We start from the raw sequence: 22,506 nt of genomic DNA on the forward strand, positions 1-22,506 counted from the left end.
AGGACATACACTTAACGTTATTTTATCCCTTAGTTTACACGATTATGAAGAAAATATGTAATGAAAAGGTAAAATTGCGACAAAATATCTATTTTGGCTTACTTTTACAGTTATATTTTAAATTTCAATCTTCATCATAACACGCCTTATAAAAAGTGAATACTAATTAATTTTTCCTGTATATAAGGGGGTAGACAAAGTATTAGAGATTTAAGAGATTTGTTTCTTAAAATAGAAAAAGAGCAGTAGATATTGGAATCTAGTGCTCTTTTGGCTTTTTCTATAGGCTGAGTTATTTAGCTATTTTATTTAACTATTTTGTTGATTTTCGTTACAGGACACTCGCTTTCCGCGGGCGGTTGGGGAGCCTCCTCGTCGCTCAAGCTCCTGCGGGGTCTCCCCTAAACCGCTTTTCCCGCAGGAGTCTCGCATCCCTACACTACAATCAACACTGCTTAAAAAATTAATACAGTCATTTAACAGTGATGTTTAAAAGACGTACCCTTTAAGAACAGTCGCTTTTAAAACAAACTTTATCTCTTATCCCAATCTGCTAGGAATTGTTCGATTCCCTTGTCGGTTAATGGGTGATTGAATAGTTGCAGGATTACTTTTAAAGGTACGGTTGCGATATGTGCACCACGAACGGCTGCTTCTGTAATATGCTGAGGATGACGAATTGAAGCGGCAATAATTTCAGTAGGAATATCATGTACTAGGAAAATCTCAGCAATTTTGCTGACTAGTTCTAATCCGTCATGTCCGATATCGTCTAATCTCCCTAAAAACGGTGATACATATGTAGCCCCAGCTCTAGCTGCTAATAATGCTTGGTTAGCTGAGAAAATTAACGTTACATTTGTTTTAATTCCTTCTTCACTGAACACTTTAACAGCTTTTAAACCGTCAGGAGTCATTGGCACCTTAATCGTAATGTTTGGTGCAATCTTTGCCAATTCTCTTCCTTCCTTCAGCATACCCTCTACATCTAAACTAATGACTTCCGCACTAACTGAGCCTGACACTTCTGCTGTGATTTCACGTAGGCGATCTTCAAAAGAGACTCCCTTTTCCTTTGCAACAAGTGATGGATTTGTCGTTACACCAGATAGAATCCCCAATTGGTTTGCTTCTTTGATTTCTTCAATATTAGCAGTATCAATGAAAAATTTCATTTATAATTCCCCCTTTTTATTAACGAAAAGCATGTTAAAAAAGACTAAAGGATAGAAAGAAACCGCCTTAAGGCGGCGGTTTTCTTTTTATGCACGATTAGAAGATCCGAATTCTTTCATCTTTCCTCTAACTGTATCTTTAATTGCATCGCGAGCTGGTCCTAAATACTTACGTGGGTCATACATTTCTGTATTAGCAGCAAGTACCTCACGAACCTTATTCGCTGATGAGATTTGGTTTTCTGTATTTACATTAATTTTAGCTGTTCCGTAAGAAATCGCTCTTTGAATATCCTTTGTAGGGATACCTGTCCCACCGTGTAATACAAGTGGTACTCCAGTTGCTAGCCCGATCTCTTCCATTTCCTTGAAGCCAAGGTTAGGCTCACCCTTATAAGGGCCATGAACCGATCCTAAAGCAGGTGCTAGGCAATCAATTCCTGTACGTTTAACAAGCTCTTCACACTCTTTTGGATCTGCGTAAATAACGCCATCTGCGATTACGTCATCTTCTTGTCCACCTACTACTCCAAGCTCTGCCTCAACAGATACACCATGGAAGTGAGCAAGTTCTACTACTTTAGCTGTTGTTTCAATATTTTCCTCAAATGGATGATGAGAAGCATCGATCATAACAGAAGTAAATCCTGCATGAATGGCTTTCGCGCAAGACTCATAGCTTGAACCATGATCAAGATGAATCGCAACAGGAACAGTTACCTTGTATTCTTCCATTAAATTTTTAACAAGCTCAACGATTGTCTTAAATCCACCCATATATTTTGCAGCACCTTCAGACACACCTAAAATCACAGGTGAGTTTTCTTCTTGTGCAGCTTGAAGAATAGCCTGAGTGAATTCTAAATTATTTAGGTTAAATTGACCAACCGCATAACCTTCTGCTTTACCCTTTTGAAGCATTTCAGTCATTGAAACTAAAGGCATAATTTTTGTCCTCCTTATGTATCCTACTACCTAAACCTTCTAAAATATTTACCTTACTATTTTCTCCAAACTGCAAAGTAAATATGTAAAATAGCCATTATTAGAAGCATTTAGTAAATAGCATACCAACTATCGCCAAAAACAGCAACGCTGAATAACTGAAGAAGACTTTTTAAGAACGAATTGGTAAATGCTTTTTAACAGCTTCTCTGATTTCATCAATATCAAATGGCTTTGCAAAATGAGTGATTGCTCCAAGGTCTTTTGCTTCTTGAATCATATCAAGCTCACCATATGCAGTCATAATAATTACTCGGATATCTTGATCTACTGCTTTCATTCTCTTTAATATTTCAATTCCATCCATACCTGGAATTTTCATATCTAATAAAACTAAATCTGGTGAATGTTTATCCACTATTTCAAGAGCTTGATAGCCATTTGCCGCTTGAAATGTATCATAACCTTCTTTTTGAAAAACCTCATTTAACAGTATGCGAATACCAAATTGATCATCCACGATTAGTATTTTCTCTTTCATTGTCTTCACTCCTAGTTAGTATTAATCTATATTACACCTGATTACCCAATGTGAAAAAGCCTTTGTAGCATGTTTGTGCTATTTAAGTTAATTCTAATCTTATTGAGAGTAATTCTCTTTTATTGCAAAAAAATCCTCTTTTATGTCGAAATAAGTTTCCGACAAATTCCTACTTATTTCGTACTTTTCATCTCTTTTCACCAAAAGATTCTCTGTTTTAGACCACTCGCATCTTCACTCAGTTTACATTATGAGTAATAACGCAGCATATCCAACAAAAGTCTCTAAACTTTATCAGAATCTATGTTTTTGATATAGTTCGGTATAATAGAGGAAATATAAAAGTAAAGGTGATCTCATGTTAAAAATATTTTCAACACAACTTCAAGGTATTTTTAAAAAGATAGAAGAAAAAGAGGATTTACAATTAGAGGAAGGTGCTCGCTTACTTTCACAAGCACTAGTGGGAGACGGTTCTATCTATCTATATGGAATTGATGAATTACAAGCAGTCGAGCTTACCGCTATGAATGGTCCTGAAAAAGTGGCAGGTTTTCTACCATATATTGAAAATGGAATTACAGCTACTATCCAGCCTTTTGATCGAGTACTGATTTTTTCCCCCTACTCTAACGACCCTAAGGCGTTGGAAACCGTAAAAGCACTAAGAGATCAAAATATTCCCACAGTCGTTGTTTCTAGTATCGTCGACAAAGAGGATGCAGAGCTTCAAAACATTGCTGATGTTCATATTAATACTTATTTAACAAAAGGATTAATTCCCGATGATGATGGAAATAGATACGGGTTGCCAACCACAATGGTTGCTCTGTATGCGTATTATGGGTTGATGTTTACGATAAAAGAAATATTAGCTGAGTATGCGGATGAGGAATAAGTAGAAGATTTTTTCTTATTTAAACAGCAAAACCCTCTTCAAATTGAAGAGGGTTTTTAATTTATCCTTCTTGACGTTGTAAAGATGCCTGTACGAAATCTCTGAATAAAGGCTGTGGTCTTGTCGGACGTGAAATAAATTCTGGGTGGAATTGAGATGCCACGAACCAAGGGTGATCCTTGATTTCAATAATTTCAACTAAACGTCCATCAGGGCTTGTCCCCGAGAACACAAAGCCTGCCTCTTCCATTTGTTGACGGTACTGATTATTGAACTCATAACGATGACGATGGCGTTCATAGATCACTTCATCTTGATATGCAGTAAAGGCATGAGTTTCCTCATTTAACTTACAAGGCTGTAAACCTAAACGAAGTGTACCTCCTAAATCCTCAACATCCTTTTGTTCTGGCAGTAAATCAATAATTGGGTATGGAGTATTTGGATCAATTTCTGCTGAGTGCGCGCCTCTTAAACCGAGTACATTTCGCGCATACTCAATTGAAGCTAGCTGCATTCCTAAACAAATTCCTAGGAATGGCACCTTGTTTTCACGAGCATATTGAATGGCTGAAATCTTTCCTTCAATACCACGATCTCCAAAGCCACCTGGAACTAGAATTCCATCGACATCATGAAGGAGTTCATTCACATTTTGGCTGTTAACTTCCTCTGCATTGATCCATTTAACTTCGATGTCGCTATCAAACGTATAACCAGCATGACGTAGTGCTTCGACTACAGAGATGTATGCATCCTGAAGTTCAACATATTTTCCAACTAAGCCAATTCTAGTTTTCTTTGATAGGTGAGTTACTTTATTAACAAGCTCTTCCCACTCAGTCATGTCTGGCTCCTTACACGTAAGCTTTAAATGATCACATGTAATTTGGTCAAGCCCTTGAGCTTGTAAAGCAAGTGGAACTGAGTAAAGAGTATCTGCATCAATTGCTTCAATAACAGCTTTCGGGTCAATATCACAGAATAGTGCAATCTTATCCTTCATATCCTGGGAAATTGGCATTTCCGCACGAACCACGATCACAGTTGGCTGAATACCTAAACTACGTAATTCCTTAACACTGTGCTGAGTCGGTTTTGTTTTCAACTCACCCGCTGCCTTAATATAAGGAACCAGTGTACAGTGAATGTACATGACATTATCACGGCCAATATCACTTTTGATTTGGCGAATTGCTTCTAGGAAAGGTAGAGATTCTATGTCTCCTACAGTTCCACCAATTTCAGTGATTACTACATCAGCATTTGTTTCACGGCCGGCACGAAATACTCTTTCTTTTATTTCATTGGTAATGTGAGGGATAACCTGAACCGTTCCACCTAAGTAATCACCACGACGCTCTTTTCTTAAAACTGTTGAGTAAATTTTCCCTGTTGTCACATTGGAATACTTACTTAAGTTAATATCAATAAATCTTTCATAATGTCCTAAGTCAAGGTCAGTTTCTGCACCATCATCTGTTACAAAAACCTCTCCATGCTGATACGGACTCATCGTTCCAGGATCGACATTTATATATGGATCAAACTTTTGAATCGTTACATTTAATCCACGATTTTTTAATAATCGTCCTAAGGAAGCGGCTGTAATTCCTTTACCTAATGATGACACAACGCCACCTGTTACAAAAATATACTTTGTCATGTTGATCCCCCTATCTACCTGTTCGCACTTATAATCAGTCGTATCACTATGTAAACAACTCTCTTCTTATAAAGTGCCTTGTTTTTGTATTTTTACAATAAAAAAAGCAAAAATTGCTACACCTTTTGGAAAGGGAGCAATTTTTGCTTTAGTATTAAACGTTGTAAAAACGTTTGCTTTTCTAGAGCCCAAATATGATTTTATAGACAGGCTTAACAAAAGTCAAGAGGAGATTATTTATCTTCCTCGTCCTCATCATCTAGCACATCTAAGTCTTCATCTTCTTCTAGTTCTTCGTCTTCATCAAGATCCTCGTCAAGATCATAATCATCATCTTCATCTAGCAGATCATCATCTAGATCGTCATCATCATCGTCGTCATCGTCATCATCGTCTAAAAGATCATCTTCTTCCTCGTCTTCAATTTCATCGAGGTCATCAAGCTCATCATAATCTTCTTCATCTATTTCGTCGAAGTCATCTAGTTCAATCTCATCTTCATCTTCCGCAGCAGCCTTACGTTTCTTCTTAGGCTTGGCAACTGGAACAACCTCTTCTTCAATCTGGTCATAAGGATACCAGCTTCTCATGCCCCAGCGATTCTCACCAACTGCAATAAAGCGTCCATCTATATTTAAGTCGGTATAAAATTGCGACATACGTTTTCTTACTTCTTCATCTGTTAGCTCTAGAAGCTTTGCGATTTCTGATACTAAATCTTTAAATGCAATAGCCTGCTTTTTGGCTACCATGATTTCATAAGCTAGTTCAATCATTGATAACTGCTTAATTTGCTCCTGTGAGTAATTTGCTAAACTCAAGAACAGCACTCCCTTTCTAAATAACCTACATCCCCTAAAAATCTATTATGTAGAATAAAATCCTATAGCAAACATACTTTTCATTATAAACAAAAATATACCAATTATGCTATATTTGCGTAACGTTTTTTTTCGCGCATACCTATAGGTCTCCTCGAATGATGTCGAATTCCTCTTTTGCTGGTCCAAAAATTAGGAATCCGTGAGGTAACACAAAAAGAAAGAGGAGTGAAATCCTCCTCTTATAAACAGTTACATATTTCTTCTATATTGTCCGCCTACTTCATACAAAGCTCTAGTAATTTGCCCTAGACTTGCAACTTTTACTGTTTCTAACAGTTCTTCAAAAATGTTTCCTCCAGACACAGCCACTTCTTTAAGTTTGTTTAATGCTTCATCAAGCTTCTCTTGATGTTGGTCTTGGAAGCTTCTTAGATTTTGAATTTGTTGCTCTTTTTCTTCTTGAGAAGCACGGGCAAGCTCAATATTATCTAAATCCTCATCTGATGGCGGATTTGGATTTAAGTACGTATTAACTCCGATAATCGGTAGTTCCCCAGAGTGCTTCTTCATTTCATAATACATGGACTCTTCTTGAATCTTTCCACGCTGATATTGAGTCTCCATAGCACCCAGTACTCCACCACGATCATTGATTCTATCAAATTCCTGTAGAACTGCTTCTTCTACTAAATCTGTTAGTTCTTCAATAATAAACGATCCTTGTAATGGATTTTCATTTTTCGTTAGACCATGTTCCTTTGTGATAATCATCTGAATGGCCATTGCTCGGCGAACAGATTCTTCTGTTGGCGTTGTAATTGCTTCATCATAGGCATTCGTATGCAATGAATTACAGTTATCATGAATTGCCATTAAAGCTTGTAAGGTTGTTCGAATATCATTAAAGTCTATTTCCTGAGCATGTAGAGAACGACCGCTCGTTTGAACATGATATTTTAGCTTTTGACTTCTTTCGTTAGCTCCATACTTTTCTCTCATCACAACAGCCCAAATTCTTCGAGCCACTCTTCCAATTACTGTATACTCTGGATCTAACCCATTTGAGAAGAAGAAAGAGAGATTTGGTGCAAAGTCGTCAATATTCATGCCGCGACTTAAGTAATACTCTACATAGGTAAATCCATTTGATAAAGTGAATGCAAGCTGCGAGATAGGGTTAGCACCCGCTTCTGCAATATGATAACCGGATATAGAAACAGAGTAATAGTTTCTAACAGCATGATCTGTAAAGTATTGCTGAATATCGCCCATCATTCTTAATGCAAATTCTGTTGAGAAGATACAAGTATTTTGACCTTGATCCTCTTTCAAAATGTCAGCTTGAACCGTTCCACGAACAGTTTTTAACGTCCATTCTTTTACTTCAATATACTCTTCCACCGTTAAAATTCGACCAAGCTCTTTTTCACGCTTTTCAATTTGTTGGTGAATCGCTGTGTTAAAGAACATCGCTAAGATAATCGGTGCAGGACCATTAATGGTCATCGAAACTGAAGTGGAAGGTGCACATAGGTCAAAGCCGTCATACAGCTTTTTCATGTCCTCTAATGTACAAATGTTTACTCCACTTTCCCCAACTTTTCCATAAATATCAGGGCGGTAATCTGGATCCTCACCATATAAGGTAACAGAGTCAAAGGCTGTACTTAAACGCTTTGCTGTATCGTCCTTAGATAAGTAGTGGAAGCGACGATTCGTTCTTTCTGGTGTACCTTCGCCCGCAAACTGACGTTTTGGATCTTCTCCTTCGCGTTTAAAAGGAAATACCCCGGCTGTATAAGGGAAAGCACCTGGTACATTTTCTTTGTATATCCAGCGAAGAATTTCTCCGTAATCTGCAAACTTTGGCAAGGCAACCTTAGGAATATCAAGACCTGATAGGCTTTTTGTCGTAAGTTTTGTGACAAATTCCTTATCACGAACCTTCGTAATAAACTCAGTTCCCGAGTAGTTTTCCTTTACTTTCGGCCAAGCTTCTAATAGCTTCTTAGATTCTGGTGAAAGCTTATATTCAAACTTCTCTCTTACCTCCTTCAAAGCCTTTATATGCTCTTCTTGCTGACCGAGCGCTTCAACTGCCCCATCAATTTGAAACAACTTACGAGCAGCTTCAACCTGTTCTTCTGACTTTTTATGGTAGTTACGAATCGTATCAGAAATCTCTCGTAAGTAATAGCGACGGTTGTTCGGAATAATGACATTTTGCTTTTCTACTACATTATCTTTAACAAAATTAGTCTCCCAAGCCTTTTCACACTTTGTATTAATTACTTCTACTAGTGCGGCAAAAAGAGAGTTCGTCCCTTTGTCATTAAATTGACTAGCAATCGTTCCATATACCGGCATATGAGATAAATCTGTTTCAAATAGCATATGACTTCGTTGGTATTGCTTTTGCACCTGATTTTTCGCATCCTCTGAACCTTTACGCTCAAACTTGTTGATGACAATTAAATCTGCATAATCAATCATGTCGATTTTCTCTAATTGAGACGGTGCACCAAACTCACTTGTCATTACATACATGGAGACATCACAAATTTCTGCGATCTCCGCATCACCCTGACCAATTCCACTTGTCTCAACGATAATTAGATCAAAATCTGCAGCCTTCACAACGGAAATAGCATCTTTAATAGCTAAAGAAAGCTCTGTTTTTGACCCACGTGTTGCTAGACTTCTCATAAATACACGAGGATTGAAGATTGCATTCATACGAATACGGTCCCCAAGAAGAGCTCCGCCTGTTTTTTGCTTTGTAGGATCAACAGATAATACAGCTATTTTAATATCAGCTATTTCATTTAAAAAGCGACGAACAAGTTCATCAGTAAGTGAGCTTTTTCCTGCTCCACCCGTTCCGGTAATTCCTAGTACAGGTACGTTTTTTCCAATCTCTTTCACTTTTTCTAAGACCTGTTGGATTTCGGTTACTTTATTTTCCGCATTAACCTGACCTTCTGCTAAGGTAATTAATCTCGTAATCGCTTGGATATTACCTGTCTGTAAACCTTCTAGCTCATTTTCTAGAGAGGTTACCGTTGGGAAATCACATTCTTCAAGCATGTTGTTGATCATTCCTTGAAGACCATGCTTTCTCCCGTCCTCTGGTGAAAAGATTCGGGCAATTCCATATTCATGGAGTTCCTTAATTTCTCTTGGCACAATTACTCCGCCACCACCGCCATAAATTCGAATATGAGAGGCGTTTCGCTCCTTAAGAAGGTCGTACATATATTTAAAATATTCAACGTGTCCCCCTTGGTAGGATGAGATGGCAATTCCTTGTACATCTTCTTGAATTGCAGCTGATACCACTTCTTCTACTGAGCGATTATGACCAAGATGGATGACTTCTCCACCAGTAGCCTGAATAATTCTTCGCATAATATTTATGGACGCATCATGACCATCAAAAAGACTTGATGCCGTAACAAAACGAATATGGTGTTTAGGTTTATAAATTTCGACCATTTGAAAACCTCCTCTTGCTATTTTGAATGAATTCCTTGTAACAGGTTCTGGATCTGTAGATTTGTGTATTCTTCCAATGTATATAAGCTCTGAAGGACCCATCTTCTAAATCCCCACATTTGTCCCTGAACAAAGATATTGTGAGAAATCAATTTTCTCTCATGATCTGACAGAACGATTTCTCCATTTTCTACACAGCTTGAAAGAATAGATTCGAACATTTCAACCATTTCTAGTTCTTTTTTTAAGACATAAGGAAGGGCGTCCTTCGTAAGTGACTTTGCCTCCTGATACATAACAAGTACTTCGTCCTGCATTTCATCCATCACAATAAAGTAGTTGGATATAGCCTTTTTGAGGTTTTCGATACTTCCTTGATTAGGATCAATATCCTCGTTAAGACGCTCGCGTACTTGATCATAAATCCGGTCACATACTAAATAAAGGACATCCTCTTTTTGTCGTATATATTCATAGAGTGTTCCAATGCTAAAGCCCGCTGCCTTGGCTATTTCTCTTGTAGTTGTGCGGTGGAATCCCTTTTCTTTAAACAATGAAACAGCACCTGTAATCATCTGATCTCTTCTGATTTCAATTAAACGTTCATCTTTAACAGATGCATGAACGTTCTGATTCGTCATTTTCAACGCACCGCCTCTACTTGAGTCCTTCACTATTTTGCTAGCATTCTTGAAATGACTAAGCGTTGGATTTCTTGTGTTCCTTCGTAAATTTGAGTGATTTTTGCATCACGCATAAAACGTTCTACTGGATAGTCCTTTGTATAACCATAACCACCAAATACCTGAACTGCTTCGGTTGTTACCTTCATCGCTGCATCTCCAGCTAAAAGCTTAGACATTGCTGACTCTTTTCCATAAGGAAGACCCTCAGATTCTAACCAAGCAGCTTGGTAGGTTAATAGTCTAGCAGCCTCAATGCTTGTTGCCATATCTGCAAGCTTAAACGCAATTCCTTGCTGCTCGATAATTGGCTTTCCAAATTGCTTACGCTCTTTTGCATATTCAACAGCTGCGTCTAGCGCACCTTGTGCAATTCCTACTGCTTGAGCAGCAATTCCGTTACGACCACCATCAAGTGTCATCATCGCAACTTTAAAGCCTTTGCCCACTTCACCAAGAACATTTTCAGCTGGAACTCGGCAATCTTCAAAAATAATTTCGGTTGTTGGTGAAGAACGAATACCTAGCTTAGCTTCCTTTTTCCCAACTGAAAATCCTGGGAAGTCCTTTTCCACGATAAACGCAGTTGTACCACGAGTACCTTCCTCTGGATTAGTAAGAGCAAAGACTACGTAAAAATCAGCCACTCCACCGTTTGTAATAAAGATTTTTGAACCATTGATAATATAGTCATCCCCGTCCTTGCGGGCATTGGTTCTCATTCCACCAGCATCTGATCCAGCATATGGCTCTGTTAATCCGTAAGCACCAATTGACTTTCCTTCAGCCATCGGACGTAAATATTTCTGCTTTTGCTCTTCTGTACCAAACTTAAATAAAGGCCATCCAGCTAAAGACGTATGCGCAGATAACGTTACACCAGTAGAAGCACACACACGAGATAACTCCTCAACCGCAATAACGTATGCTAAATAGTCACTACCAATTCCACCATACTGCTCTGGCCAAGGAATACCTGTTAAACCAAGCTCCGCCATCTTATCAAAAATCTCACGATCAAAACGTTCCTCTTCATCACGCTCAGCAGCAGTAGGAGCCACCTCATTTTTCGCAAAATCACGTACCATCTTTCTAATCATCTCATGCTCTTCTGAAAGTCTAAATTGCATCCCCATTTCCTCCCTTTTCTTTTCCACTTTAAAGCATGTGGGGCCTGGCCCCCATTACGTTAAAGTACTAAATTATAGATGTTTGCTTATTACAATACGTTGGATTTCACTTGTTCCTTCGTATATTTCACAGATCTTGGCATCACGGAATAGCCGTTCAACCGGGTATTCCTTTGTATAGCCATAGCCCCCAAAAATTTGAACTGCCTCGATTGAATTATCTACAGCTACTTTTGCTGCAAATAACTTAGCCATCGATGCTTCCTTCGAACAAGACTTACCTTCCAAGCGAAGTTGTGCAGCACGGTATATTAAGAGCTTTGCTGCTTCCACGTTTGTAGCCATTTCTGCTATTTTAAAACCAATTCCCTGTTGATCGATGATTGGCTTCCCGAACTGCTTTCGTTCCTTAGCATAGTCCACTGAATAGTCTAGTGCTGCTTCTGCTATACCTAGAGCTTGTGCAGCTATTCCTATTCGTCCAACATCAAGATTCGCCATTGCAACCTTGAAACCCTCTCCTTCCTTTCCAAGAAGGTTTTCTTTAGGAATCTTGGCATTTTCAAATATTAGTTCAACCGTTTTAGATCCGTATAGCCCCATTTTATGTTCGTCTTTTCCAACCACAAATCCAGGAGTATCCTTCTCAACAATAAATGCCGAAACCCCTTTACTACCTAGTATTTCAGGATTGGTTCTTGCAAAGACGATGTATGTGTCAGCTTCTCCACCATTAGTGATGAAGATTTTTGAGCCATTAAGAATATAGAAGTCTCCCTCTTTAATTGCTCTTGTTTTTAAGCTTGCTGCATCTGATCCAGAACTAGGCTCCGTTAAAGCAAATGCACCCAGGTATTCACCTGAAGCAAGCTTTGGAACAAATCTCTGCTTCTGCTCTTCTGTACCAAAGTACAGGATTGGATTCGTACCAACCGATGTATGAACTGATAAAATAACACCCATTGTCGCACTGACCTTAGAAATCTCGTGAATCGCAATAATATACGAAACAAAATCCATCTCAGCTCCGCCATATTGCTCCGGTACTGGAATACCCATTAATCCAAGCTCGCCCATCTTCTTAATAATTGGACGTGGAAACTCACCAGCTTCCATTCTAGGAACAAAAGGAGCAATCTCACCCTCTGCAAAATCACGAACCATCTTTCTCATCATCTCTTGCTCTTCGGTGAACCTCAAATTCATGCTGTCTGCCTCCCTTTAAGACACTAACGCGGTAATGATGTGGGGGCCTGGCCCCCACTCCATTAAAGTGTTAAAGTAGTGTCTCTTTTTTCTAATAAGTGTAAAAACCTCGACCTGTTTTTTTACCTAACCAGCCTGCTTTTACGTATTTACGAAGTAATGGACATGGTCTATATTTGTCATCTCCAAATCCTTCATGTAAAGTCTCCATAATATATAAACAAGTATCTAATCCAATAAAATCAGCTAATGTTAATGGCCCCATTGGGTGGTTCATTCCTAGCTTCATCACCTCATCTACAGCTTCAGGAGTTGCTACCCCTTCATATACCGTGTAGATCGCCTCGTTAATCATCGGCATCAGAATTCGGTTTGAAACAAAGCCTGGGAAATCGTTAACCTCAACTGGAACCTTACCCAACTTGTTGGTTATAGCTTCAATCGTTTCATATACTTCATCTGCTGTTGCTAACCCTCTAATGATCTCAACAAGCTTCATCACCGGCACAGGGTTCATAAAATGCATCCCGATAACTTGCTCAGGACGAGTCGTAGCAGCTGCAATCTCTGTGATTGGCAATGATGAAGTATTAGTTGCTAAAATTGCATGCTTAGGAGCAAGTTGATCTAACTCAGCAAATAGCTTTGTTTTGATCTCCATGTTCTCGATGGCCGCTTCAATGACTAGGTCAACTTCCTTAGCATTTGAAAGGTCCGAAGAACGGGAAAGCCTATTTAAGATCGCCTCTACATCTGCCTCTGTCAGCCTTCCCTTATCTACTTGACGAGATAAATTTTTCTGGATTACACCCATTCCCTTATCAACAAACTCTTCCTTAAGATCATGTAAGATCACATCATAACCAGCCATTGCGCAAACCTGAGCAATTCCTGAGCCCATTTGTCCAGCTCCAATAACCATGATTTTTTGTACATTCATCTTCCACTCATCCTCCTTTATGTATGTTTACTTCGCGCTTTAACATATAACGTACCGGGGGCCTGGCCCCCGATGCTTTAAAGCAATGAAGACCCATCCTCTATTTTACTTCAATCATGATAGCGTCGCCTTGGCCTCCGCCGCTGCAGATTGATGCGATTCCGATTCCACCACCTCTACGCTTTAGCTCGTGTGCGAGGGTTATGATAATTCTTGCTCCGCTTGCACCAATTGGATGTCCTAGAGCTACGGCTCCACCGTTTACGTTTACTTTGTCTGGATCAAGTCCTGCTATTTCTTTACTTGCTAATGCTACAGCTGCAAACGCTTCGTTTACCTCAAATAAGTCGATTTCTTCTAATGTTTTGCCTGTTTTCTTTAATAGTTCATTTATGACAAGGCCTGGTGTTTTAGGGAAGTCCTTTGCTTCCACAGCAATGGCTGTATGACCAATAATGGTTGCGAGTGGTTCTCTGCCTTCTTTATTGGCTCTTTCTTCACTCATTAAAACAAGAGCTGCTGCTCCATCATTGATTCCCGGTGCATTTCCGGCTGTGATACTACCAGCTGCCCCAAATACTGGTTTAAGCTTGCTTAATGCCTCGATCGAAGTTTCCTTACGTGGAGCTTCATCGTTCGTTATCACAATCGGATCTCCCTTACGAACCGGTACTGTCACTGGCACGATTTCGTCAGCTAACCTTCCCGACTCTATGGCTTGCATGGCTAATTGATGGCTACGAAATGCCCAAGAATCCTGGTCCTCTCGAGCTAGATCCATTTCAGTTGCTACCCCATTCCCATACTCGCCCATATGAACACCCTCAAATGAGCAGGTTAACCCGTCATGTACCATTAAATCCGTTACCGCAGCATCACCCATTCGAAGTCCCCAGCGTGCTTTTGGTAGTATGTATGGGGCATTGCTCATCGATTCCATTCCACCTGCCACTATTACCTCTTCATCACCAAGACGAATCATCTGATCTGCTAATGTCACACTACGCATTCCAGAAGCACATACCTTATTAATCGTTTCAGTTTTAACATTCCAAGGTAAACCAGCGTTTCTAGATGCTTGCCTAGAAGGTAGCTGCCCTTGCCCTCCTTGTAAAACCGAGCCCATGATCACCTCTTGAACCACTTCAGTATCAACCTTTGCTCTATTTAATGCTTCCTTAATTGCAAACCCACCAAGCTCTGATGCAGAAAATGAGCTAAGCCCTCCTCCGAATTTACCAAAAGGTGTACGAACACCACTTAAAATTACCGTTCTACCCATTTACCGTCTCCCCCTCACTTAAAGTAAACGCTTACACTAACACTATAAAAATAACCTTATCTATACCGACTGAACGCTCGCTCGACACTTTTTCAAAAAGAAGGTGTACGGGAAAATCGTACACCTTTCATTATATTCATAGTTTACTAGACTTAGACTAAAATTAAGACGCAAGTTCCTTCAGTTCACCTACTACTGATTTCTCTAAAATCTCAACTACATCTAAGGTTTGAACACTTTCTTCTACTTCTTTAGCTTTTGTGCCATCACTGATCATCGTTAAGCAGTATGGACAACCACTACTAATGACAGATGGATTAACAGCTAACGCTTGTTCAGTACGCGTTACGTTAATACGAGTTCCTGAGTCCTCTTCCATCCACATTAAGCCTCCACCAGCTCCACAACACATACCAGTATCGCGGTTACGTTCCATCTCTACTAGCTTCACGCCAGGAATTGCCTTTAAGATCTCACGTGGTGGATCGTACACTTCATTGTAACGTCCTAAGTAACAAGAATCATGGAACGTAATCGTTTCATTTACTTCATACTGTGGCTTTAAGCGACCCTCTTTTACAAGCTCTGCTAAAAGCTCAGTATGATGATATACCTCAGCCTCAAGACCAAAGTCCGGATACTCATTTTTGAAAATATTATAAGCATGAGGGTCGATTGTAACAATCTTCTTAATCTCATTCTTTTGGAACTCTTCAATATTCTTTGTAGCAAGCTCTTGGAATAAAAACTCGTTTCCTAAGCGACGCGGTGTATCTCCAGAGTTCTTTTCTTTATTTCCAAGGATTGCAAATTTCACACCAGCTTCATTTAAAAGCTTAGCGAAAGATAAAGCAATCTTTTGGCTTCTGTTATCGTAAGATCCCATTGACCCTACCCAGAATAAATATTCAAACTCTTCACCTTGCTTGCTTAATTCTTTAACAGTTGGAATCACAACATCTTCACGAGCTGTTCTCCAATCCTCACGCTCTTTACGGTTCAAGCCCCAAGGGTTTCCTTGACGTTCGATGTTTGTCATCGCACGTTGAGCATCTGCATCCATCTTACCTTCAGTTAATACTAAATAGCGACGAAGGTCAATAATCTTATCAACGTGCTCATTCATAACTGGACATTGATCCTCACAGTTACGACAGGTCGTACAGGCCCAAATTTCTTCTTCCGTAATAACTTCTCCAATCAAGCTTGGACTATAAGCAAGCTCAAGAGCTCCTGCTGATTCCTCTACACCTTTACCTGAAGACATCATAGCTAATTGATTTCCTTGAGTATGAGAGAAAGCAACAGCCGGTACCCACGGTGATTTTGAAGTAACAACAGCACCAGTATTCGTTAAATGATCACGTAATTTTAAAATTAAATCCATTGGAGATAGCATCTTTCCTGTACCAGTTGCTGGACACATATTTGTACAGCGTCCACACTCTACACAGGCATATAAATCAATTAACTGTGACTGAGTAAATTCTTCAATTTTCCCAACCCCAAATGATTCCTTTGTTTCATCTTCAAAATCAATCTTTTCTAGCTTCCCAGGTTTGGAAAGTCGGTTAAAAAATACGTTTGCAGGACCAGCAATTAAGTGGGCATGCTTTGATTGTGGTACATAAACTAAGAAAGTTAATAAGAATAGTAAGTGAATCCACCAAGCAATGTAAAACACGACAATAGAAGCCGTTTCACCGATTCCGGCAAAAATAAAGGCAAAGCCTGATGCGATTGGCTCACTCCAAGTTAATGGATGATCATGCCAGATTAGTCCCATTCCGTTTCCTAGAAGAACCGAAATCATTAGTCCACCAATGAACAAAAGTACTAATCCTGATTTAAACCCTCTCTTAAGACGGACAAGCTTTTCAACATAACGACGATGAAAGGCCCAGACTACCGCTACTAAAATCATAAATGTAACAATTTCCTGGAAGAAGGTGAATGCTGGATAAAGTGGTCCTAATGGTAAATGAGAACCTGGTGCGATTCCCTTCCAAATAAAATCAATAGCACCGAACTGAACAAGAATAAATCCATAAAAGAACATAACGTGAATAATTCCACTTTTCTTATCCTTCAATAATTTCTTCTGCCCAAAAACGTTTACCCAAATTTTTTCCATTCTTTCTTTGAACTTACCATCAAACTCCACTTTTCTTCCTAACTTAATGTAGGATAAGCGTGTCCGAATTAAGTAAATAAATAAGTGAAATGCGTAAGCGGTTACAATCAAAAACGCAATTAGATTAATCCATAATAATCCACTCATATTACGACCCCTTTCTCTGTAATATCATAGTCGTTCTAAAAACAGTATTAATTTTCAGACTTCTAAACTCCTATCTCTATTATAATATGAATGAGCATTCAGTCAATATGCTTTTATTTGTAAATGAATCAATTCTTTTCTTTAGGTGAAACTAAAATTCAATGTTCATTACTCGTTTAACTAGGAGGAATAGTAATGGAACTCGTACTACTTGTACTCTTCATTATATTTTTATGGATGGCTTTTGATTACCGACTTGGACGGATTTCACATATAAAAAAAGTAAATATGCAAGAATACCCATTAAGAAAAAGTGATATTTCTTTATTTATTACGGGGCAAAGTTTATATAAAGATTTATTTCATCATATTGAGCACGCTACAAATCATATTCACGTTCTCTTTTATATTGTAAAAGATGATGAAATCAGCAAAGAATTTCTTCAACTTTTAATGAAAAAGGCACAAGATGGGGTAGAAGTTAGACTTTTGCTTGACCGTATTGGAAGTAAAGATATAACGAAGAAGATGCAAAAGGACCTAAAGGAAAATGGAGTTCTTTTTTCATTTTGTCATGTACCTAAGCTCCCATATCTTTTTTATTCCATTAATGAAAGGAATCACCGTAAAATTTCAGTGATCGATGGGCGAATCGGTTATCTTGGTGGCTTCAATATCGGGAAAGAATACATCGGACTGAATCCGAAATTAGGGGATTGGCGGGATTACCATTTAAGAATTGAAGGCGAAGGAGTTCAAGATCTTCAAAAGCAATTTATCTATGATTGGGAAGATGCAACTAAATATACAATTCCTTCTAACTCAACCTATTACCCAACTCCTCATCAAGGTGAAATAACCCATAAGGTAGTCCCTACAAACGCAGTCTTTTTAGAAAAGGTCTTTATCGAGCTGATAAAAAATGCTAAAAAAGAAATTATCATTGGGACTCCTTATTTTATTCCAAGTGCTCCACTGTTTGAAGAGCTTATACATGCTGCAAAAAAGGGTATAGATGTTAAAGTAATCGTGCCCATAATCGGTGACCATCCCCTAGTAAAAGAAGCAGCCTTTCCATATTTCAAACCTTTACTAGACGCAGGATGTAAAGTATATCGATACAATTCAGGATTTTTCCATGCTAAGGTAATCGTCATCGATGAACAGGTTTGTGATATCGGAACAGCTAATTTTGATAAAAGAAGCTTGTATCTCAATCACGAAATCAATTGCCTAATTTATAATCAGCCTTTTATTCGAAAAGTAAGATCACTCTTATTACAAGATATACAAACCTCAGAGGAGGTAACACCTGAGCTACTCGCAAACCGTTCCTTCCTACAAAGAGGAAAAGAAGCCTTTTCAACACTTGTTTCTGGATTTTTATAATAAGTATTTAGGACTATTTCACATTTATCATGAAGCGGCCAAACATGTAATAAAGGGGAGAATAACCATGAGAATTCGATTTGGATATGTATCAACTGCCCTTTCCCTTTGGGATGGCTCCCCCTCTAAAACCATCACCTTCACCAATTGGAAAAAGCTCAAAAAAGATGAGCGCAAAACTAAACTAATCGAAGTGGCTAAACAAAATATACGAAATACTAAGCGTGCCCTTTTATATAATATCGCACATGAAATAGACCTCTATCGCATGTCCTCTTCCATCGTTCCACTTGCCACTCATCCAGAGGTAAAGTGGAACTATGCGAAGGATTTAGAGGAAGATTTCAAAGATCTTGGCGAGACTGTAAACCACTATAATTTAAGAGTGAGTCTTCACCCTAACCAATATACCTTGTTTACAAGTGAGCGTGAACAAGTAACACTAAATGCGGTGGAAGACATGAAATATCATTATAAAATATTTAAAACAATGGGAGTGGAAAAACGCGGGTTAATAAATATTCACGTCGGGGGAGCTTACGGTGATAAATCAGAAGCCATCAAACGTTTTAATGAAAACATAAAACTTGTACCGAAACCTATTAAGAATAGAATGACACTAGAAAATGACGATAAAACCTATACAACGACTGAGACATTGAACGTGTGTAAAGAACACAATATTCCAGTTATGTTTGATTATCATCATCATATGGCAAACCTTAGTGAAGAACCACTAGATGAGCTGTTACCAGCTGTGTTTAAGACGTGGGATCACTTTGGTTTAATTCCAAAAGTACACATTTCCTCACCTAAATCAGAGTCTAAATTTAGGCACCATGCTGATTTTGTCAGCTTAGAATTTATCATACCTTTTCTAAACTTGGCAAAAGAGATTGGAACGGACTTTGACATTATGATCGAAGCCAAGGAAAAGGATCGTGCTTTATTTAAGTTAGTTGAAGAAGTATCTAAAATACGTGGTGTCAAAAGAATCAATGGTGGTACCGTTGAATGGTAATTACTCAAATCCCATAAGAAATGCTGCCCCCAAGGCAACATTTCTTTTTTTAGAGTTTATTTTATCCTTTTAATTGTTACTGATTTGTCTGGGAAGTGTAATAAGACATTTCCACCTGATGAAAATAGAACTTCAAATGATATTTTTGATTGGTCAATCGGCAGAAATTCTTGATATAACCAATCATCTATTTCTCTGTGAAAAACACTTTCCTGATTATCAAAATTATAGTGGTTGTAATTATAAAAAGAGACATTTTGAAAACTCAATACCCATAACTTCTCGTTTTCTATATTTTCAACATCACTTGAAACTGTGAAATGTACGCTTAAATTAAGAAGACTTTCATGTTTCATTTCCATCTTGATTAGACGGTAGTCGTGAAAACCCCAGGAGTAAAAATGTTCAAAAACATCGTGTGGTAATCGGTTAGTCAAAGTCTCAAATATTTCGCTATATTTAATAAAACACTTTATCCATTGTAAATTATTGCGGTTACTTTCTTCTTCACTGATATTATCCATATTTTGAGCTAAATGTAAGTCATATGAAAAATATTTCATATATTACCTCTCCTATCTTCATCTTTAACCCTTCTACTCGTTAGTTTAAGTGTAACACTTCACAAGCTCTCTACTAATTTTAATATAAAATTACAATTAATGGATGGACCTCTTAGATTCACTTGAGCTAATGACCTATCAATTAACATTGTACGTTGAAATAGAAGGAAAAAACAACAGACCAAATCATATTCGATTTGGTCTGTTAATTAGTAAACTACTTCATATCGTTCATTTGGAGAAGGTTTTTAAAGTCTTACATTTTTTCAGGAGCAGATACCCCGATTAGTGATAAAGAATTCTTCAAGGTAATCTGGACTGCTTTCATTAAAGCAATTCGAACCTGACTTAGCTCTAGCTGTTCAGCGTCTAGTACCTTTTCTGCATTATAAAAACTATGAAGTGTTGAGGCTAGCTCGAACACATAGTTTGTCATTCGGTGAGGCATTCGTTTTTCCGCTGCTTCTGTAATTGCAGCCGGGAATTCACCAAGCTTCTTTAATAGCTCAATTTCCTTTTCAGAATGAACTAAATCAAGATTTAACTCACTGCTTTCCGGTATATTCAGTTCTTCTCCTTGACGTAAAATGCTGCAGATTCTCGCATGAGCATATTGCGCATAGTACACTGGGTTTTCATTGGATTTTGAGACAGCTAAGTCCATGTCAAAGTCCATATGAGAATCAGCACTTCTCATCGCAAAGAAGTAACGCATTGCATCAACGCCTACTTCATCCATCAATTCACGAAGGGTAACTGCTTTCCCCGTTCTTTTGGACATCTTCACCTTTTCACCATTTTGATAAAGTTGAACCATCTGGATAATTTCAACCTCTAATACATCAGGACCATAGCCAAGAGATTGAATGGCCGCTTTCATACGTGGGATATATCCATGATGATCGGCTCCCCAAATGTTAATTAGCTTTTCATGTCCTCTTTCTAGCTTGTTCTTGTGATACGCAATATCTGGAGTTAAATAGGTATATGATCCGTCATTTTTAATTAATACACGATCTTTATCATCTTGATAGTCTGTTGAACGTAGCCATGTAGCACCATCTAGCTCAAAGATCATTCCTTGTTCACGAAGTGTTGCTAATGCATCATCAATCTTACCATCTTTATATAAAGAGCTCTCTGAATACCAAACATCAAATGGGACACGGAAGCTTTCTAGATCCTTCTGAAGCTTAGCTAATTCATATTTAAGTCCATATTGACGGAAAAATTGGTATCTTTCCTCTTCGGTTGATGTAGCATACTGATCACCAAATTCTGTTGCAAGCTGCTTTCCAATTTCAATGATATCAGCACCATGATAACCATCCTCTGGCATCTCCTTATCCTGACCAAGCGCTTGGAAATATCGTGCTTCAACCGAAAGAGCTAGATTATGTATTTGATTTCCTGCATCATTGATATAATATTCTCTCGTCACTTCGTATCCAGCTTTTTCAAGGATATTACATAGAGAATCTCCTACCGCCGCTCCACGAGCATGACCTAGATGAAGGTCACCAGTTGGGTTAGCTGAAACAAACTCCACATTTACCTTTTCTTTATTACCTTTTTCCGCCTGACCATATTGTTCTCCTGCCTTAAGAATCGAAGGAATTAGGTCTGCTAAATAACGATTATTCATATAAAAATTGATAAAACCAGGACCAGCAATCTCAATCTTTTCAATGGATGCCTTCGTTTGGTCTAAATTCTTAACTAATTCCTCAGCAATAGCTCTAGGAGCCTTTTTTGCAACACGAGCAAGCTGCATAGCCATATTGGTCGCATAATCACCATGAGCCTTCTCCTTTGGAAGCTCTAAAATCACATCTGGAATTTGTTCTTCTGTTGCAAGACCTGCTTTAAGAACCGCTGCCTTAATCTCTTCCTTTAGGCGTTCTTTTACTTGTTCAACCACATTCATCTATAATTCCTCCTTAAATTGAACATCAAGCTTGTATAACCCAACTAATTGACCCTGCATTCTTAATGTATATGTTAAGCCGAACATCCCGCTACGGTTATGTTCATCCCATTTATGTTGTAGATCTTCTGTATGGGCCGTCATTTCAATCTTTATTTCAGGTGTTTCATGAATACCTTTGGTTTTCTTATGTAGCTCAAATGGAATCCTCATATTGACAGAACCAGAACGCTTAATCCATGCATCCTGATCACTCCACTTTATGGTCGTTTTAATTGGACCTTGACCTTCAAGTTGTTCATTAAACATTAAATAGTATTGACCTTCTTTTATGTAATATAGACCATTTGTATTAAATGATATTTGAGTTTGCTCTTCCTGATCCTTTATATCACTAGAAAACTTTATATCAACCGGAACCTTTACCGCTTGTCCCAACCATCTCACACCCTTAACGTTTATAACTTTATAAGTATATAGATAACTTCACAAACTTTCAACTTCATTCAAGTTTAACTTATACCTTCTCGTAAGCACAGA

The 22,506-nt window shown here is 38.3% G+C and carries 18 protein-coding genes; 3 read left to right on the plus strand and 15 right to left on the minus strand.

Annotated elements, in window-relative coordinates:
- Window positions 1-533: 533 nt before the first annotated feature.
- The 3 genes from fsa to G4D63_RS14575 all read right to left on the minus strand — a co-directional run bounded on the left by fsa (window position 534) and on the right by G4D63_RS14575 (window position 2,661).
- A complete protein-coding gene (gene fsa, locus G4D63_RS14565; RefSeq protein ID WP_163180409.1) occupies window positions 534-1,175 on the minus strand; it encodes a fructose-6-phosphate aldolase in 642 nt (213 codons plus the stop codon).
- An 87-nt stretch (window positions 1,176-1,262) separates the two neighbouring features.
- Window positions 1,263-2,120: a class II fructose-bisphosphate aldolase gene (locus G4D63_RS14570; RefSeq protein ID WP_163180410.1), complete on the minus strand. Its 858-nt coding sequence runs from the start codon at window positions 2,118-2,120 to the stop codon at window positions 1,263-1,265.
- Window positions 2,121-2,292: 172 nt separating this feature from the next.
- Window positions 2,293-2,661 carry a response regulator gene (locus tag G4D63_RS14575; RefSeq protein WP_163180411.1) on the minus strand — a complete coding sequence of 123 codons (369 nt, stop codon included), beginning with the start codon at window positions 2,659-2,661 and terminating at the stop codon, window positions 2,293-2,295.
- A 358-nt stretch (window positions 2,662-3,019) separates the two neighbouring features.
- Here G4D63_RS14575 and G4D63_RS14580 point away from each other — a divergent pair, with 358 nt between their 5' ends.
- Window positions 3,020-3,559, plus strand: a complete 540-nt coding sequence (locus G4D63_RS14580; RefSeq protein WP_163180412.1) for a DUF2529 domain-containing protein — start codon at window positions 3,020-3,022, stop codon at window positions 3,557-3,559.
- A 61-nt stretch (window positions 3,560-3,620) separates the two neighbouring features.
- Here the strand turns inward: G4D63_RS14580 and G4D63_RS14585 are convergent, their stop codons facing one another.
- The 9 genes from G4D63_RS14585 to G4D63_RS14625 form a co-directional block, all read right to left on the minus strand.
- Complete coding sequence (locus tag G4D63_RS14585; protein ID WP_163180413.1) at window positions 3,621-5,225, minus strand: CTP synthase; 1,605 nt, start codon at window positions 5,223-5,225, stop codon at window positions 3,621-3,623.
- A 233-nt stretch (window positions 5,226-5,458) separates the two neighbouring features.
- Window positions 5,459-6,046, minus strand: a complete 588-nt coding sequence (rpoE, locus tag G4D63_RS14590; RefSeq protein ID WP_163180414.1) for a DNA-directed RNA polymerase subunit delta — start codon at window positions 6,044-6,046, stop codon at window positions 5,459-5,461.
- 252 nt (window positions 6,047-6,298) lie between these two features.
- On the minus strand, window positions 6,299-9,544 hold the full coding sequence (gene icmF / locus G4D63_RS14595) for a fused isobutyryl-CoA mutase/GTPase IcmF (RefSeq protein ID WP_163180415.1): 3,246 nt from the start codon (window positions 9,542-9,544) through the stop codon (window positions 6,299-6,301).
- 17 nt (window positions 9,545-9,561) lie between these two features.
- Complete coding sequence (locus G4D63_RS14600) at window positions 9,562-10,185, minus strand: TetR/AcrR family transcriptional regulator (protein ID WP_163180416.1); 624 nt, start codon at window positions 10,183-10,185, stop codon at window positions 9,562-9,564.
- A gap of 32 nt (window positions 10,186-10,217) precedes the next feature.
- Window positions 10,218-11,357 (minus strand): acyl-CoA dehydrogenase, encoded by a 1,140-nt coding sequence (locus G4D63_RS14605; RefSeq protein WP_163180417.1) that lies wholly within the window; start codon window positions 11,355-11,357, stop codon window positions 10,218-10,220.
- A 72-nt stretch (window positions 11,358-11,429) separates the two neighbouring features.
- Window positions 11,430-12,563 carry an acyl-CoA dehydrogenase gene (locus tag G4D63_RS14610; protein WP_163180418.1) on the minus strand — a complete coding sequence of 378 codons (1,134 nt, stop codon included), beginning with the start codon at window positions 12,561-12,563 and terminating at the stop codon, window positions 11,430-11,432.
- 91 nt (window positions 12,564-12,654) lie between these two features.
- Window positions 12,655-13,503, minus strand: coding sequence for a 3-hydroxybutyryl-CoA dehydrogenase (locus G4D63_RS14615; protein WP_163180419.1), 849 nt, complete (start codon window positions 13,501-13,503; stop codon window positions 12,655-12,657).
- Window positions 13,504-13,603: 100 nt separating this feature from the next.
- Window positions 13,604-14,785, minus strand: a complete 1,182-nt coding sequence (locus G4D63_RS14620; RefSeq protein ID WP_163180420.1) for an acetyl-CoA C-acetyltransferase — start codon at window positions 14,783-14,785, stop codon at window positions 13,604-13,606.
- A gap of 163 nt (window positions 14,786-14,948) precedes the next feature.
- Window positions 14,949-17,066, minus strand: coding sequence for a (Fe-S)-binding protein (locus G4D63_RS14625; protein WP_163180421.1), 2,118 nt, complete (start codon window positions 17,064-17,066; stop codon window positions 14,949-14,951).
- A gap of 195 nt (window positions 17,067-17,261) precedes the next feature.
- Between G4D63_RS14625 and cls the strand changes: the two genes are divergently transcribed.
- Both cls and uvsE read left to right on the plus strand, forming a co-directional pair.
- A complete protein-coding gene (gene cls, locus G4D63_RS14630) occupies window positions 17,262-18,455 on the plus strand; it encodes a cardiolipin synthase (protein WP_163180422.1) in 1,194 nt (397 codons plus the stop codon).
- A gap of 67 nt (window positions 18,456-18,522) precedes the next feature.
- Entirely contained in the window at window positions 18,523-19,476 is a 954-nt protein-coding gene (uvsE, locus tag G4D63_RS14635) for a UV DNA damage repair endonuclease UvsE (protein ID WP_163180423.1), read from the plus strand.
- 56 nt (window positions 19,477-19,532) lie between these two features.
- Here the strand turns inward: uvsE and G4D63_RS14640 are convergent, their stop codons facing one another.
- The 3 genes from G4D63_RS14640 to G4D63_RS14650 all read right to left on the minus strand — a co-directional run bounded on the left by G4D63_RS14640 (window position 19,533) and on the right by G4D63_RS14650 (window position 22,404).
- A complete protein-coding gene (locus G4D63_RS14640; protein WP_163180424.1) occupies window positions 19,533-20,039 on the minus strand; it encodes a hypothetical protein in 507 nt (168 codons plus the stop codon).
- A gap of 256 nt (window positions 20,040-20,295) precedes the next feature.
- Window positions 20,296-21,966 carry an arginine--tRNA ligase gene (gene argS / locus G4D63_RS14645; protein WP_163180425.1) on the minus strand — a complete coding sequence of 557 codons (1,671 nt, stop codon included), beginning with the start codon at window positions 21,964-21,966 and terminating at the stop codon, window positions 20,296-20,298.
- Window positions 21,967-22,404 carry a YwiB family protein gene (locus tag G4D63_RS14650; protein ID WP_163180426.1) on the minus strand — a complete coding sequence of 146 codons (438 nt, stop codon included), beginning with the start codon at window positions 22,402-22,404 and terminating at the stop codon, window positions 21,967-21,969.
- Window positions 22,405-22,506: the final 102 nt, after the last annotated feature.

The organism is Bacillus mesophilus (genome assembly GCF_011008845.1).
Classification (GTDB): Bacteria; Bacillota; Bacilli; order Bacillales; family SA4; genus Bacillus_BS; species Bacillus_BS mesophilus.

Bases quoted from the DNA above. Each gene is read 5' to 3' on its own strand.
- fsa (WP_163180409.1), bottom strand. From the start codon at position 1,175: ATGAAATTTTTCATTGATACTGCTAATATTGAAGAAATCAAAGAAGCA.
- G4D63_RS14600 (WP_163180416.1), bottom strand. From the start codon at position 10,185: ATGACGAATCAGAACGTTCATGCATCTGTTAAAGATGAACGTTTAATT.
- G4D63_RS14605 (WP_163180417.1), bottom strand. From the start codon at position 11,357: ATGCAATTTAGACTTTCAGAAGAGCATGAGATGATTAGAAAGATGGTA.
- G4D63_RS14580 (WP_163180412.1), top strand. From the start codon at position 3,020: ATGTTAAAAATATTTTCAACACAACTTCAAGGTATTTTTAAAAAGATA.
- G4D63_RS14610 (WP_163180418.1), bottom strand. From the start codon at position 12,563: ATGAATTTGAGGTTCACCGAAGAGCAAGAGATGATGAGAAAGATGGTT.
- G4D63_RS14570 (WP_163180410.1), bottom strand. From the start codon at position 2,120: ATGCCTTTAGTTTCAATGACTGAAATGCTTCAAAAGGGTAAAGCAGAA.
- G4D63_RS14575 (WP_163180411.1), bottom strand. From the start codon at position 2,661: ATGAAAGAGAAAATACTAATCGTGGATGATCAATTTGGTATTCGCATA.
- G4D63_RS14615 (WP_163180419.1), bottom strand. From the start codon at position 13,503: ATGAATGTACAAAAAATCATGGTTATTGGAGCTGGACAAATGGGCTCA.
- G4D63_RS14620 (WP_163180420.1), bottom strand. From the start codon at position 14,785: ATGGGTAGAACGGTAATTTTAAGTGGTGTTCGTACACCTTTTGGTAAA.
- G4D63_RS14640 (WP_163180424.1), bottom strand. From the start codon at position 20,039: ATGAAATATTTTTCATATGACTTACATTTAGCTCAAAATATGGATAAT.
- argS (WP_163180425.1), bottom strand. From the start codon at position 21,966: ATGAATGTGGTTGAACAAGTAAAAGAACGCCTAAAGGAAGAGATTAAG.
- cls (WP_163180422.1), top strand. From the start codon at position 17,262: ATGGAACTCGTACTACTTGTACTCTTCATTATATTTTTATGGATGGCT.
- G4D63_RS14585 (WP_163180413.1), bottom strand. From the start codon at position 5,225: ATGACAAAGTATATTTTTGTAACAGGTGGCGTTGTGTCATCATTAGGT.
- icmF (WP_163180415.1), bottom strand. From the start codon at position 9,544: ATGGTCGAAATTTATAAACCTAAACACCATATTCGTTTTGTTACGGCA.
- G4D63_RS14625 (WP_163180421.1), bottom strand. From the start codon at position 17,066: ATGAGTGGATTATTATGGATTAATCTAATTGCGTTTTTGATTGTAACC.
- uvsE (WP_163180423.1), top strand. From the start codon at position 18,523: ATGAGAATTCGATTTGGATATGTATCAACTGCCCTTTCCCTTTGGGAT.